Annotated in this window: 1 protein-coding gene; it reads right to left on the bottom strand. The window is 75.0% G+C overall.

Going from position 1 to position 16,197, the window contains the following annotated elements; all coding sequences use genetic code 11:
• Positions 1-121: 121 nt before the first annotated feature.
• Positions 122-16,099, bottom strand: a complete 15,978-nt coding sequence (locus ACIQVT_RS01225; protein WP_403745726.1) for a type I polyketide synthase — start codon at positions 16,097-16,099, stop codon at positions 122-124.
• Positions 16,100-16,197 lie beyond the last annotated feature (98 nt).

A 16,197-nucleotide genomic window follows, 5' to 3' on the forward strand; every position in this document is an offset into this window, starting at 1 on the left:
ACGCCCGGAGGGGCATCGCCACGGTGGCCACGTCCTCGTTCGGCTCCCCGTCCCGGCCGATGAGCACGTCGTACGACCGGGCGCCGAAGCGCACGACAGTTCGCCGGACACCGGCGCCGTCTCAGCCCGAGGTGCCCAGGACCCGATGCACCAGCTTGCTGATGTCCATGGCGTCGATGCTGTCTTCCTCGTCCTCGGCGTCCTCGGCGTCCACGGCCCGCGCTACCCCTCCGGCCTCCTCACCGGCCGCCCCGCCCTCGTCGGCGAGGGCGAGCAGCGTCTCCAGCACCCCGGCCTCCTGGAACCGCCCCAGCGGAACGGTGGCCAGCACCCGCCTCAGGTCCTCGTCCCGGACGCCGAGGTCGTCCCCGGGGTCTCGCAGCAGTTCCGCGCGCAGGTAGCCGACGAGCGCATCGGGGGTCGGATAGTCGAAGACCAGCGTGGACGGCAGTTTGAGCCCGGTCGCGGTGTGCAGGCCGTTGCGGAAGTTGACCGCGGCCAGCGAGTCGAAACCGACCTCCTGGAAGGCCTGGGAGGGGCCGATGGCATCGGCACCGCTGTGCCCGAGGACCGCCGCCGCCTGGCCGCGTACGAGCCGCAGCAGGATGCGGTCCTGTTCGGCCTCGGCGACCGCGCGCAAGGAGTCCACCAGGGAGGCGGTGGTCTCCCCGCCGCCGTCGCCCGCCGCCGCCCGCAGCACGTCCGCCGCTTCCGGCAGATCCGCGAAGAGCGGGCTGGGCCGTACCGAGGTGAACGCCGGGAGGAAGGCGGCCCAGTCCATGTCGGCGACGGTGACGGCCTTCTCGCCCGCCTCCACCGCCTGCGCCAGCGCGGTGACGGCCAGCGCCGGGGCGATCGGCAGGACGCCGCGGCGCCGCAGCTGCGCCAGGGCCGCCTCGTCCATGCCCACCCCGGTCTCGTCCAGCGCACCCCAGGCGATGGAGGTCGCGGCGAGACCCTGTCCCCGGCGCCACTCGACGAGGGCGTCGAGAACGGCGTTGGCCGCGCCGGAGGGACCCTGGCCCCCGCCGCCCCAGACACCGGCGATCGAGGAGAACACCACGAACGCGTCGAGGGGTGTGCCGGCGAACCGCTCGGCCAGCCACAGCGCCGGTTCCACCTTGGTCCCGAAGACCTCCGCGAGGTCGTCCGGGCCGGTGTCGTCGAGGAGAGCGGTCCGGGTGACGTCGGCGGCGTGCACCACAGCGGTGAGCGGCTGCTGCGGTTCGGCCGACAGCAGTTCGGCGAGCCTCTCGGTGTCCCGCTGGGCGCAGCACTCCAGCCGGGTGCCCAGCCTCTCCAGGTCGGCGCGCAGACGGTCCGCGCAGTCCTCGGGGGCGCCGGCGGTCGTGGTGACGACCAGCCGGGCGGCCCCGGCCCGGGCCAGCCACAGCGAGGCGTGCCGGCCGAGCCCTTCGGCGCCGCCGGTGACCAGGACCGTGCCGCGCGGCCGCCAGTCGGTGCCGACGGACCTGGGCACGGGCTTGGGGACGAACCGGCGGACGTAGACGCCGGACCGCCGGATCGCCAGCTGGTCCTCCCCCGAGGCTCCGCCGAGCACGCCCAGCAGGTGCTGCGCCGTCCGCGGCCCCGTGCCGGCCGGCAGGTCGATCAGACCGCCCCACCGGTCGGGGCGTTCCAGCGCGACCACCCGGCCGAGTCCCCACAACGCCGCTTGGGCGGGGGCGTCGAGGGTGTCGCGGATACCGATGTCCACCGCGCCCCGGGTCGCACACCACAGCGGCGCGGTGACGCCCGCGTCGCCGAGGGCCTGGACGAGCGCGAGGGTCGAGGCCGTGAGCGGGGTCGGGTCCTGCGGGCCGGTGCCCGCACGCCGGCCGAGGGCGAGCAGGGACAGCACGCCCGACACCTCGCGCTCGGCGACGACGCCGGTGAGCCGCTCGGCGAGCGCCGACCGGTCCGTCTCCCGGGCCACCAGCACGAGGTGATCGAACCCGGCGCCGGTCAGCGCCGTCAGCAGCTCGTCCGGCCGCGCGTCGTCCGGTACGACGACGAGCCACCGGCCGTCGGGCACGCCCACGGACTGGCGCTCCAGCGGCTTCCAGGTGACGGTGTGGCGCAGCTTCTCCGCGGTCGAACGCTCACGCCTGCCCCTGCGCCAGTCGGCGAGGACGGGCACGAACGCGCCCAGCGCCTCGCGCTGGTCGGTGGTGAGGGCCAGCAGCTCACCGAGCGAGCCGAGGTCCGTGTCCTCGACCGCCGTCCAGAAGTCGCCGTCCTCGGCCCCGGCCGCCTCGGCGTCGCGGCCGGATGCCGTGGTGCCCTCGCCCAGCCAGTAGTGCCGGCGCTCGAAGGCGTAGGTCGGCAGGTCGGGGGCGGAGGTGACTCCGGCGGGCAGGACCGCGGTCCAGTCGACGGCCACACCGCCGGTGAAGAGCTGGGCGGCCGAGGCGAGCAGGCGGTCGAGGCCGCCGTCGTCGCGCCTGAGAGTGCCGGAGACGACCGGACGGGAGGTCGCGGTCGTGCTGTCGTCCGCCAGGTCGGTGATCGGCTGCACCAGCACCGGGTGGGCGCTGACCTCGACGAAGACACCGTGCCGCAGTCGCAGCAGCTCCTCGACCGCCGGCCCGAACCCGACCGGCCGGCGCAGGTTGCGGTACCAGTAGGCGCCGTCCAGGAGCAGGTCGTCGGTGACCCAGCCGCCGGTCACCGTGGAATAGAAGGGAACCCGTGGTACGTGTGCCTCGATGCCCGCGAGTGCCTGCGCCAGCACCTCCTCCAGGGCTTCGACGTGCCGGGTGTGCGAGGCGTAGTCCACCGGCACCCGCCGGACCCGGACGCCCTGTGCGGTCAGCACGTCGAGGGCCTCGCCGAGCGCTTCGGTGTCCCCCGCGATCACCGTCGAGGCGGGTCCGTTCACCGCGGCGACCTCGACGCGGCCGTCCCAGGGCAGAAGTCGGCGGCGCGCCTCGTCCGCGTCCAGGGCCAACGAGGCCATCCCGCCGCGTCCGGCCAGGGTGGTCGCGATGGCCCGGCTGCGGACCGCGACGATCCGGGCGGCGGTCTCCAGCGACAGCGCCCCGGCCACACAGGCCGCGGCGATCTCACCCTGCGAGTGCCCGAGGACGGCGTCGGGCAGCACGCCGGCCGCGGCCCACACCGCCGCCAGGCCGACCATCATCGCGAAGCTCGCCGGCTGGACGACGTCGACGCGCTCCAGTGTCCCGGCGTCGGCGTCACCGCGCAGGACATCGACCAGGGACCAGTCGATCCAGGGGTCGAGGGCGCGGGCGCACTCGGCGATCCGCTGCGCGAACACCGGCGAAGCGTCCAGCAGGGCCCGGCCCATACCGGCCCATTGGGTCCCCTGGCCCGGGAAGATCAGGACGACCTTTCCCGGTGCGGCCGAGGGACTGCCGGTGACCACGTGCGACGCGCTCTCCCGCCGGGCCAGGGCGCCCAGACCGGCCAGGGCCTGCGTGCGCGTGGCGGCGACGACGACGGCCCGCTCGGTCAGCGTCGCCCGCGCGGACACCAGCGTCGAGGCGACCGCGGGGAGCGACGGACCGGCCGGGTCCTCCAGGAACGCGGCCAGTCGGCCGGCCTGCGCGGCCAGCGAGCCGGTCGTCCTGGCCGACAGCACCAGCGGCAGCACGGGGGGCGGGGTGTCCGCGTCGGCCGGGGGCACGGGTGCGGCGGGCCGGGCCTCCTCGGGGACCGGGTCGGCCTCCTCCAGGATCATGTGCGCGTTCGTACCGCTCGCTCCGAAGGCGGAGACCGCGGCGCGGCGCGGCCGGTCGCCGCGCGGCCACTCCTGCGCCTCGGTGAGGAGCCGCACCGCACCGGACGACCAGTCCACCTGCCGGGTGGGCTCTTCGACGTGCAGCGTGGGCGGGAGTACACCGTGGCGCAGGGCCATCACCATCTTGATCACACCGGCGACACCGGCCGCGGCCTGGGTGTGCCCGATGTTCGACTTCAACGAGCCGAGCCAGAGCGGCCGTTCACGCTCCTGCCCGTAGGTCGCCAGCAACGCCTGAGCCTCGATGGGGTCACCCAGAGTGGTGCCCGTCCCGTGCGCCTCCACGGCATCCACCTCGAACGGCCGCAGACCGGCACCGGCCAGCGCCTGCCGGATGACACGCTGCTGCGAAGGGCCGTTCGGCGCCGTCAACCCGTTCGAGGCACCGTCGGAGTTCACCGCGCTGCCCCGGATGACCGCGAGCACCCGGTGACCCTTCTCCCGGGCCGCGGACAGCCGTTCCAGGACCACCACGCCCACCCCCTCGGACCAGCCGGTGCCGTCGGCCGTGGCCGAGAACGCCTTGCACCTGCCGTCCGCGGACAGCCCGCGTTGCCGGGAGAACTCCAGGAAGGCGTCCGGGCTCGCCATCACGGTCGCGCCGCCGGCGAGCGCCAGGGAGCATTCGCCCTGCCGCAGCGCCTGGGCCGCCAGGTGGATCGCCACGAGCGACGAGGAACAGGCGGTGTCGACGGTGACGGCCGGGCCCTCGAAGCCGAACACGTAGGAGACCCGGCCCGAGGCCACGCTGGAGGAGGTCCCGGTCATCACATAGCCCTGGGCTTCCTCGGGCACGCTGTGCAGGCGGGTGACGTAGTCGTGGTGGACGATCCCGGTGAAGACACCGACGTCCCGGCCGCGGGCCGAGAGCGGGTCGATACCCGCGTGTTCCAGCGCCTCCCAGGAGGTCTCCAACAGCAGCCGCTGCTGGGGGTCCATGGCCAGGGCCTCGCGCGGGGAGATCCCGAACAGCCCGGCGTCGAACTGCGCGGCGTCGTGCAGGAATCCGCCCGCGCGCGTGTAGCTCGTCCCGGGGTGGGCCGGGTCCGGGTGGTAGAGCCCTTCGAGATCCCAGTCGCGGTCGATCGGGAACCCGGAGACGGCGTCGCGTCCGTCGGCGACCAGCCGCCACAGCTCCTCGGGGCTGTGCACGTCGCCGGGCAGCCGCGTGCTCATGCCGACGATCGCGATCGGCTCGTTCGCGTACGACGGTACGGCGACGGCGGACGACGTCTGTTCCCCCAGCAGATGTGCGGCGAGCGCCGCCGGGGTCGGATGGTCGAACACCGCGGTCGCGGGGACCGGCACGCCGGTGAGGTCGGCGAGCCGGCGGCTGAGCCGGACTCCGGTGAGGGAGTCGAAGCCGAGGCTCCTGAACGGCTGGTCCTCGTCGAACGCCTCGTCGCCGCGGTACCCGAGGACGACGGCGGTGCTCTCCTGGATCAGCTCCAGGAACATCCGGCGCCGGTCCGCGCCGGAACGGCCGGCGGCGATCACCGCCTCACCGGCGGGCGCGGCTTCCGGGACGGCCCGCACCGCTCCGCTCCCGCCCGGCACGGGCTCGTCGAGCCAGTAGCGCTGGTGCTGGAAGGCGTAGGTGGGCAGCTCGGGGGCGAGTGTGCCGCCGACCGGGCGGCCGAGGACCGCCGGCCAGTCGACGGGTACACCCCGCGTGTGCAGCCCGGCCAGCGCAGTCAGGACGTCCGCCGCCGCGCCGTTCTCGCGCAGCGTCGGGAAGCAGCCCTCGGCCGGTACGTCGGGCGCTTCCATGGCCATGGCTACCAGGGCGCCGCCCGGCCCGACCTCGGCGAAGGTGACCGCACCCTGTGCGCACAGAGCGGTGACGGCCGCACCGAACCGCACCGGGGCCTCGACCTGTTCGACCCAGTGCTCCGGGGTGGCCAGCCGGCCGTCCGTGACGAGGGCACCGGTCACGGTGGACACGACCGGCAGCTCGCCCGGCCGGTACGCCAGCCGCTCCACAACGGCACGGAACTCCTCGCGTACCGGCGCCATCAGCGGCGAGTGGAAGGCGTGACCGACCGGGAGCCGACGGGTCCTGCGCCCGCGTGCGGCCAGTTCGCGGGCGACGGCGAGCACGGCGTCCTCCTCGCCGGACAGCACCAGCGAGCCGGAGCTGTTGACGGCCGCGACGGCCACCGTGCCCGGCGCGTGCGCCAGCAGCGGGGCGATCTCGGCCTCGGTGGCCTGGACCGCGGCCATGGCACCTCCCTCGGGCAGCCCTTGCATGAGCCGACCGCGTGCCGCCACCAGTTCACCGGCCTCGGCCAGGCCGAGCACGCCGCTCACGTGTGCCGCGGTGATCTCTCCGACGGAGTGTCCGGCGACGAGATCGGGGCGCACCCCCCAGGAGGCGAACAGACGGAACAGCGCGGTCTCCAACGCGAACACGCACGCCTGGGTGTAGACGGTCCGGTCGAGCAGTGCGCTCTCGGGGGAGCCGGGCTCGCCGAACGCCACTTCGGCGAGAGGACGCGTGCATGAATCGCCGAGATGGCGTTCCACGGCCGCGCAGGCATCGGCGAACGCCTCGGCGAACACCGGGAACGTCTCCGCCAGGGCCCGGCCCATGCCGGCCCATTGGCTGCCCTGGCCGGTGAAGAGGAAGGCCAGCTTGCCGTCGGCCGGGCTGCCCGTGACGCCGGCGGCCGAGCCGTCGGCCAGGGCGCGCAGGCCGGAGAGGAGCTGGTCCCGGTCGCGGGCCAGCAGCACGGCGCGGCGGTCGAGTTGGGCACGGCCGGTGGCGAGGGCCAGGGCGGCGTCCGTGAGGGACACGTCCGGCCGGCCGGCCAGGAAGTCGGCGAGCCGGGCCGCCTGACCGCGTAGCGCGGCAGGGGTACGGGCCGACACCGGCACGGGCACCGACGCGGGGGCCGGCGCTCCGGGGGCGGACCCGCCGGACGCGCGGACCGGCTCACCGGACTCCGCGGACACGGGGCCCGTACCGGACGCGTCCGGCTCGGGGGCCTGTTCGATGATGACGTGGGCGTTGGTGCCGCCGATACCGAAGGACGACACACCGGCCCGGCGCGGGCGTCCGGTCTCCGGCCAGTCACGGGCCTCCGTCAGGAGCCGGACATCACCGGCCGTCCAGTCGACGTGGGTCGAGGGACGGTCGACGTGCAGCGTGGGCGGGAGTACGCCGTGGCGCAGGGCCATCACCATCTTGATCACACCGGCGACACCGGCCGCGGCCTGGGTGTGCCCGATGTTCGACTTCAACGAGCCGAGCCAGAGCGGCCGTTCACGCTCCTGCCCGTAGGTCGCCAGCAACGCCTGAGCCTCGATGGGGTCACCCAGAGTGGTGCCCGTCCCGTGCGCCTCCACGGCATCCACCTCGAACGGCCGCAGACCGGCACCGGCCAGCGCCTGCCGGATGACACGCTGCTGCGAAGGGCCGTTCGGCGCCGTCAACCCGTTCGAGGCACCGTCGGAGTTCACCGCGCTGCCCCGGATGACCGCGAGCACCGGATGCCCGCGTCGCCGGGCCCGGGAGAGGGGTTCCAGGAGCAGCAGGCCGGCGCCCTCGGACCAGCCGGTGCCGTCGGCGGCGTCGGCGAAGGCCTTGCAGCGCCCGTCGGGTGCGAGGCCGCGCTGCCGGGAGAACTCCACGAAGGTCTCGACGCCGCCCATCACCATCACACCACCGACGAGTGCCATGGAGCACTCGCCGAGCCGCATCGCCTGCGTCGCCAGGTGCAGTGCCACCAGCGAGGAGGAACACGCGGTGTCCACGGTCAGGGCGGGGCCGGAGAGCCCGAGGTGGTAGGCGATCCGGCCGGAGAGGACACCGCCGGAGCTGCCGGTCAGGCGGAACCCCTCGACCTCGGAGGCCCGGTGCAGCCGTACCGACCAGTCGTGGCTGTTCATCCCGGCGAACACCCCGATGTCCTGACCGGCCAGTCCGGTGGGGTCGATGCCGGCCCGCTCCAGCACCTCCCACGCCGTTTCCAGCAGCACCCGCTGCTGCGGGTCCATCGCCAGGGCCTCCTTCGGCGAGATGCCGAAGAAGGCCGCGTCGAACCCGGCGGCGTCGTCGAGGAAGGCGCCGTGGCGGACGTAGGTGGTGCCGGGGTGGTCGGGGTCGGGGTGGAAGAGTCCGTCGGTGTCCCAGCCACGGTCCTCCGGGAAGGCGCCGACCGCGTCGATCCCCTCGGACACCACCCGCCACAGGTCCTCCGGGCTCCGCACCCCGGCCGGGAAGCGGCAGGCCATCGACACGACGGCGATCGGTTCGTCCGCGGGCGGCGCCGCCGGACGCGCCGGGGCCGCGGGACTCGCCGGCTCGCCCGACAGCTCGGCCCGCAGGTGCTCGGCGAGCGCGGCGGGCCTCGGATAGTCGAAGATCATCGCCGGGGACAGGGTCAGGCCGGTCTCCGCGGCCAGGCGGTTGCGCAGTTCCAGCGCGGTCAGCGAGTCGAACCCGGCGTCCTTGAAGGTCCGGTCGGGGCCGACGGCTTCGGGCCCGGCGTGGCCGAGGACCGCCGCGGCGTGCCTGCGTACCGATTCCAGGAGTGCGGCGGTCTGCTCGGCGGGCGGCAGCCCGGTGAGTCGCCCGGCCGTGGTCGGCCGTATGTCCGTGACCGCGGCGCGGGCGGCCGGACGGCGGCGCGGGACCAAGCCGCGCAGCAGGGCGGGTACCGGGACGTCGGCGGCCGCGAGGGCGGCCGGGTCGAACTTCGCCGCGACGGACCGCGGGCCGGCCCGCAGCGCGGCATCGAACTGGGCCATTCCCTCGGCGTCGGAGAGCCCGGCCATGCCGATGGACTCGTTGCGCCGCAGGTCGGCGCGGCCCAGGTGCCGGGTGAGTCCGCTGGACCGGCTCCAGTAGCCCCAGTCGACGGACACCGCGGGCAGCCCGAGGGCGTGCCGCCGCGCGGCCAGCGCGTCCAGCGCGGCGTTGGCGGCGGCGTAGTTGCCCTGCCCCGGGTTGCCGAGCACCCCGGCGGCAGACGAGAAGAGCACGAAGGCGGCAAGGTCCAGTTCCCGCGTCAGTTCGTCGAGATGCAGCGCGGCGTCCAGTTTGGGACGGAACACCGCGTCGAGGCGGCCCGGGGTCAGCGCGGTGAGCACGCCGTCGTCGAGGACGCCGGCGCTGTGCACGACCGCCGTGAGCGGGTGCTCCGGCGGTACCGCGTCGATGAGTGCGGCCAGTTGGGTGCGATCGGCCACGTCGACGGCGGTGATCGTGACGTTCGCGCCGAGCGCGGTCAGTTCGGCCGCCAGTTCGCCGGCGCCCGCCGCCTCGGGACCCCGCCGCCCGGCGAGTACGAGGTGCCGTACGCCGTGCCGGGTGACCAGGTGCCGCGCGGTCAGGGCACCGAGTGTGCCGGTTCCTCCGGTGATCAGCACCGTGCCCGCGGGGTCCAGCGGGCGAGCGGCACCCGCGGGGGCCGGCCTGGCCAGCCGGGGCACCTCCGTGCGGCCGCCCTGGATCCGCAGCCACGGTTCGCCGCCCGTCGCGACGGCGGGCACCTGTGCCCGGCCCACCTCGTCGGCCTCGACCAGCACGATCCGGCCCGGATGTTCCGACTGGGCCGAGCGCACCAGACCGCCGACGGCGGCCGCGCCGAGGTCGGTGCCGCAGGGGATCACGACGGCCAACCGGGCCGTATCGGCGCCCGGAACCGCGACGAACGCCTGGAGAACCGCCAGCGCGGAGGCGACCGCCGCCCGCGGCTCCCCGGAGTCCGCCTCGTACACCAGAAGGTCCGCGCCGGCCGAGGCGGTGAGATCGGCCGCCGTCGCGACGTGCTGGACGTCGACGGCGGCCGGCTCCCCGGAGCTCCATTCCTCCCACTCGACGGCGAAGAGATGGTCCGCCGGTCCGCCGTGGTCCACGGTGACCGGCTCCGCCTCGATGCTGTCGACGGTCATGACCGGCTGCCCGGCCGCGGTGACGAGTTCCAGGCCCGCCACCCGGTGTCCGTCGCCGGCCTGCGCCGTGGCACCCGACCGCACGCGCAGCGCGGACGCGCCGGAGGTCAGCAACCGCACCCCGGTCCACCGCGTGACCCGGGTGTCCTCGGGCAGGGCACTACGGACGGCGGCGTCCAGCAGGACGGGGTGGATGCCGTAGCGGGGGGCATCACCGAGCGCGGATTCGGGCAGCGCGGCCTCGGAGGGAGCGCCGAGACCGGGGAGGTCCGCGGCCTCGGAGGCGGGGGCCAGGACACCGTGTGCGTGCCGTGTCCACGGCCCGTCCGGCGCCGCCGCCTCGGCACGGGAGTGCACCACGACGGGCCTGCGCCCGCCCGGACCTGCCTCGCCGACGACGACTTGGACGACGCGGCCGCCGTGGCTGGGCAGGCTCACGGGACGGTCGACGGTCAGTTGGTCGACGACGGGTGTGCCGGTCTCGTCACCGAGGCGTACGGCCAGTTCCACGAGGGCGGCCTCGGGTACGGCGACCGGGCCCTCGGCCGCGGCCGGCCAGGGGTGCGCCGCGGCCGACCACCGGGCGGTGGCGACCACGCCGCCCGGGTGGGGCATCCGGACCAACGCGCCCAGCAGCGGGTGCCCGGCGTCGCAGAGTCCCAACGACGCCGGGGCGGCCGCGGGCGACGGCCGAAGCCAGTAGTGCCGCCGGTCGAAGGCGTACGTCGGCAACTCCACCCAGTCCGCGCCCGGCGCCGGCAACAGGCCGGTCCAGTCCACCGCCACCCCGCGCACGAACAGCTCCGCCATCGAAGCCGCCAGCCTGGGCGGACCGCCGTCGTCCCGGCGGAGCGACCCGGTGACCACCGCGGGCACGGCGGCCTCGTCCAGGATCTCGGTGATCGCCTGCACCAGCACCGGATGGGCGCTGACCTCCAGGAAGACGTCATGGCCCCGGTCCAGCAACTGACCGATGACCGGCCCGAACCGGACCTGCCGGCGCAGGTTCCGCCACCAGTACTCGCCGTCGAGGACGCCCGCGTCGACGACCGGCTCACCCGTGACGGTCGAGTGGAAGGACACCACCGGAGCCTTGGCGTCGAGCCCGCCCAGGGCCTCCTCCAGCGCGCCGCGGATGTCCTCCACCTGTTCGCTGTGCGAGGCGTAGTCCACCGCGACCCGGCGGACCCGTACCCCCTCCTCGGCCAGCTCCGCCAGTACCTCGTCCAGCGCGTCGGCCGCACCGGACACGACGACGGAGGCGGTACCGTTCACCGCCGCGACCGCCAGCCTGCCGCTCCAGGACCGGATGCGTTCCGCCGCGGCGTCGGCGCCCAGCGCGATCCAGGCCATGCCACCCCGGCCGGACAGCTGTGCGGCGATGGCCTGGCTGCGCAGCGCGACCACCCGCAGCGCGTCCTCCAGCGACAGGGCGCCCGCCACGCAGGCCGCGGCCATCTCGCCCTGCGAGTGGCCGACGACCACGTCCGGGCGCACGCCCACCGACTCCCACACCGCCGCCAGCCCGACCATGACCGCGAAACCGGCGGGCTGCACGACGTCCACCCGCTGTAGCAGTTCCGGATCGGCGTCGCCGCGCAGGACGTCGAGCAGCGACCAGTCGGCCCACTGCGTGAGCAGTCGCGCGCACTCGCCGACCCGCTCGGCGAAGACCGGTGAGTGAGCGAGCAGTTCCCGCCCCATGCCGGCCCACTGGGAGCCCTGGCCGGGAAACACCATGACGACCTGGCGGTGCGCGTCGGGCGCGGCGGTCCCGCGCACCACGGCGGGGCTGGTCTCCCCCGCGGCCAGCGCCGCGAGCGCCGCCAGGGCCTCCGCCCGGCTGCCGGCCAGGACCACGGCCCGCTCCTCCAGGGCGGCCCTGCGGGACACGAGCGCCGAGGCCACGTCCGCCCAGGAGTCGCCGGAGCCCTGGAGGAGGGCCGCCAGCCGCCGGGCCTGGCCGCGCAGCGCGTCCTCGCTGCGGGCGGAGAGCACCAGTGGCGTCACAGCCGGCGCCGTCGGCGTCTCCTCACGGGCTGCCGGGGGCTCCTCACGGGCGGCTGGTGCCTCCTCCAGGATGACGTGGGCGTTGGTGCCGCTGAGCCCGAAGCCGGAGACTCCGGCACGGCGCGGGCGCCCGGTGTCCGGCCAGGGCCGGTTCTCCGTCAGCAGGGACACCGCGCCCGCCGACCAGTCGACCTTCGTCGTCGGCTCGTCGACATGGCGGGTGGCCGGCAGCACCGCGTGCCGCAGCGCCTGCACCATCTTGATCACGCCGGCCACCCCGGCCGCGGCCTGGGTGTGGCCGATGTTCGACTTCAACGACGCGAGCCACAGCGGGCGTTCGGGGTCGCGGCCCTGGCCGTAGGTGGCGAGCAGCGCCCCGGCTTCGATGGGGTCCCCCAGCACCGTTCCCGTCCCATGGCCCTCGACCGCGTCGACGTCGGCCGCGGACAGGCCGGCCGCGGCCAGGGCCCGGTCGATGACCCTCTGCTGGGCGAGGCCGTTCGGCGCGGTCAGGCCGTTGGACGCGCCGTCCTGGTTCACCGCGGAACCGCGCATCACCGCGAGCACGCGGTGTCCGTGGCGCCGAGCGTCGGAGAGGCGTTCCAGCACCAGCACGCCGGCGCCTTCGGCCCATCCGGTGCCGTCCGCGGCCGAGGCGAACGACTTGCAGCGGCCGTCGTTCGCCAGCGCCCGCTGCCGGGAGAACTCCACGAAGGTCCGGGGGGTCGCCATGACCGTGGCGCCGCCGGCCAGTGCCATGGAGCACTCCCCCGAACGCAGGGCCTGGGCCGCCAGGTGGAGGGCGACCAGGGAGGAGGAGCACGCCGTGTCCACCGTGACCGCCGGCCCGGCGAACCCGAACACGTAACTGACGCGCCCGGACGCCACGCTGGCCGCTCGGCCCGCGGTGGCGAACGCCTCGGCCGCCTCGGGTACGGCACCGGAGGCGGCGTACTCCTGCTCCATCACCCCGGAGAAGACGCCCACGTCGGCACCCCTCAGGGTCGACGCGTCGATGCCGGCGTGTTCCAGGGCCTCCCACGACGTCTCCAGCAGCAGCCGCTGCTGGGGATCCATGGCCAGTGCCTCCCGTGGCGAGATCCCGAAGAAGCCGGCGTCGAACTCCCCGGCGTCGGGCAGGAATCCGCCCCGGTCGACGTACGAGGTGCCGAAGCTGCCGGGGTCCGGATCGAACAGGTCCTCGGTGTTCCAGCCGCGGTCGGTCGGAAACGGCGACAGCGCGTCCTGCCCTTCACAGACCAGACGCCACAACTCCTCGGGGCTGTCGACGCCCCCGGGCAGGCGGCAGGCCATGCCGATGATCACCACCGGGTCGTCCGCCGCAGCGGCCGGGACGGCCTCCGTGACCGGCCGGGGGCCACCGAACACCTCGGCGAGCAGGTGCCCGGCCAACGCACGCGGGGTGGGGTGGTCGAAGGTGATGGTGGTGGGCAGCCGCAGTCCGGTGCGCTCGACGAGCCGGTTGCGCAGCTCCACCACGGCGGCGGAGGTGAGCCCGAGGTCCCGGAAGGCGCGATCGGCCGTGGGGGCCCGCGGGGTGGCCCCGGGCAGCACGTTCACGGTCTGCTCCATGACCAGGTCTTCCAACCGGGCGCGCCGGGCCCACTCGTCGAGACGGGTCAGCTCGTCGTGGAGCGTGGCCGTGACGGCGTCGTCGGGACGGCTCCGCGCGGGGTCCTCGGGGAACAACGTCCGCAGCAGTGGCGGAACCGCGGCGCCGGCGGCCGGTCGGCGCACGTGGAGGCAGAGCAGGGACGAACGGTCCCCGGCGAGCAGGATGTCCAGGGCGGACAGACCGCCGCGAACCCTGCGCGGATCGGCGGCCTCGCCCCGCGGCCAGGCGAGGAGGGATCCACCGTGCCGGCGGGCCACCGCTTCGGCAAGGACGGCGGAGACACGCACCTCCGGATCCTCCGTCCCACCGGTACCCTCCGGCACGGTGGTGCCGCCGGGCGCGAGCACCGGCTCGGCCGGGTCGGCGATCACCAGGAACGTCCGCTCGGGGGACTGCCCGGCCGTGGCGGCGGCCAGGAAGGCTGCCGGGGCCAAGTCACCGTCCGCGTGGAGCACAGCGGTCACCGGAGTGGCCACGCCGACGATCGCGGTCCGCAGGGACCGCTCGTCGCCGGACGACCACCGTACGTCCGCCCCGGCGACGTCCAGGTCGAGGGAGCCCTCCTCGCCCACCAGCAGCAGGTGCTGGACCTGATGGACCGAGGCCAGGTGGCGGACGACCGCCGCCCCGCGGACCGTACCGGCGCCGGTCACCACGACGGTGCCCCTCGCGCCGGGCCAGGGCCGCCGCGGTCGGTCGGCCACCGGAACCCGCACCAGCCTCGGCACGTACGCCACACCGGACCGCAGCACCGGCCACGGCTCGTCCGCCCCGAGCGCCGACGCCAGCTCGGCCGGCACGGGCCCGCTGCCGGCGTCCAGATCGGCGAGGATCAGCCGGTCCGGGTACCGCGTCCGCAGGGCGTGCGCGGCAGCGCGGAGTGCGGCCTGGGCCGGGTCCGGCACACCGTCCTCGGGGCGTGCCGGCACGGCGCCGCGTGTGAGGACGAGCAGGCGGCCCCGGCCGTGTTCCGGCCGGGCGAGCCAGTCGGCGAGCTGCCGGGCGCCGGCGCGGGCCGCCGCCGCCGGATCCTGCCCGGTGCCGTCGGCCGGCAGGACCACGGTCACCTCCGCGGTGCCGTCGGCCCCGCCCAGACCGGTGTGGTGGGCGGCGCCGCCGGGCCAGACGGCGGCCAGTGCGGCGGCCCCGGGGCCCACGAACGCCCAGGACGCGGGGCCGGCGCCGGACGCCGGACGGGAAGTCCGCACCCAGTCGACCTGGAACAGGTCCTCGTGGTGACCGCTCGCGGCGTACCGCAGTACGGCGGGCCGCTCGGCGAGCGTACGCCGCGTGATCTTGCCCGAGGCGGTACGCGGGATCGCGGCGACCTCGTAGATCTCCTCGGGCACCTTGAAGGGCGACAGCCGGGCACGGCACAGCTCGACCAGCGCCGGGACGTCCAGCCCGTCGGAAGCCGCGACCACGTAGGCGACCGGTACTTCTCCGAGGGTGTCGTGCGGCCTTCCGGTCACACCGGCGTCGGCCACACCCGGCGCCGCGCGCAGCACCGTCTCGACCTCCTCCGGGTGGAGGTTCTCACCGCCCCTGATCACGAGGTCCGACATGCGGCCGCAGACGGTGAAGTAGCCGTGCTCGTCGCGCCGGGCCAGGTCGCCGGTGCGGTACCAGCCGTCCCTCGTCGCCGCAGCCGTCTCCTCGGGCCGGTCGTGGTAGCCGAGCATGACGTTCGGGCCGCTGACCCAGACCTCGCCCTCGCACCCGGTGGGGACGTCCGCGCCGGTGTCGGGGTCGACGAGGCGGACCTCGACTCCGGGCACCGGCAGCCCGCAGGAGCCGTCGACCCGCCTGCCGTCGGGCGGGTTCATGGTGATCGCCCCGCACGTCTCCGTACTGCCGTAGGCGTCCACCAGGGGTGTGCCGAAGCTCTCGTGGAACGCGCGGCACAGCTCGGAGTCGGCGACCGCGCCGCCGACCAGGCCGATCCGCAGGTCGGGCAGCGAGAAGGGTTGCCGGCGGATCGTCTCGACCAGGTAGTGGTAGGTGGTGGGGACACCGGCCAGGAATGTCGACCGGTGGGCGCGCAGTGCGGCCAGGACGTCCTCCGCGGACGCGCCGTCCATCAGGTGGGCGCTCGCCCCGACCGCGGTCACCGACAGCACGCACGCGATGTGGGAGAGGCTGTGGAACAACGGCAGCGGCCACAGCACCCGGTCCTCCGGCGAGAGTCCCGGTATCGGGACGTACGAGGAGGCGACGGACCAGAGACAGTTGCGCTGGGTGGACAGCACCCCCTTCGGCTTTCCGGTCGTTCCCGACGTGTAGAATATCCACGCCGGGTCGTCCAGGCCGAGATCGTCCGGCGCGGGGGTGGTGGGCTCGGTGGCCGCCAGCTCGTCGAACGAACGGGTGCCCGCCGGCGCCTGGCTCGCGCCCGTCACCAGCACCGAGGCGCCGGACGCCGACCGTGACAGCCGCAGGAACTCAGGCGCGTGCCCGGCGTCGGTGACGATCACGGCGGCGCCGCTGTCGGCCAGCAGCCAGTCCAGCTCGGCTGCCGTGGACGCCGGGTTGAGCGGAACGCCCACACCGCCCGCGCGGACGACGGCGAGGTAACTCTCGACCATGGCGACGCAGTTGCGCAGGCAGATCGCCACCCGATCGCCGCGCCGCACGCCGAGTCCGGTCAGGTGCCCGGCCAGCCGACGCGTCCGCGCCTCCAACTGATCGTAGGTGACCGCCCGCCGGCTGTCGGAGAAGGCGACCTTGCCGGCGAAGCGGGCCGCGTTCCTCCTGAGGATGTCGGGCAGGACTTCGATCAGGTCAGCACGCACGTGTCGCACGTCCTTTCACGGGGCGGCTCGTCCTCGGCGACGCTGCGGTGCCGTCGGCCTTCACGAGTTGTCGTCGCGCACGAAGAAGGAGCGCGGGC

It is taken from the genome of Streptomyces sp. NPDC100445 (assembly GCF_044759735.1).
In the GTDB taxonomy this organism is placed as follows: domain Bacteria; phylum Actinomycetota; class Actinomycetes; order Streptomycetales; family Streptomycetaceae; genus Streptomyces.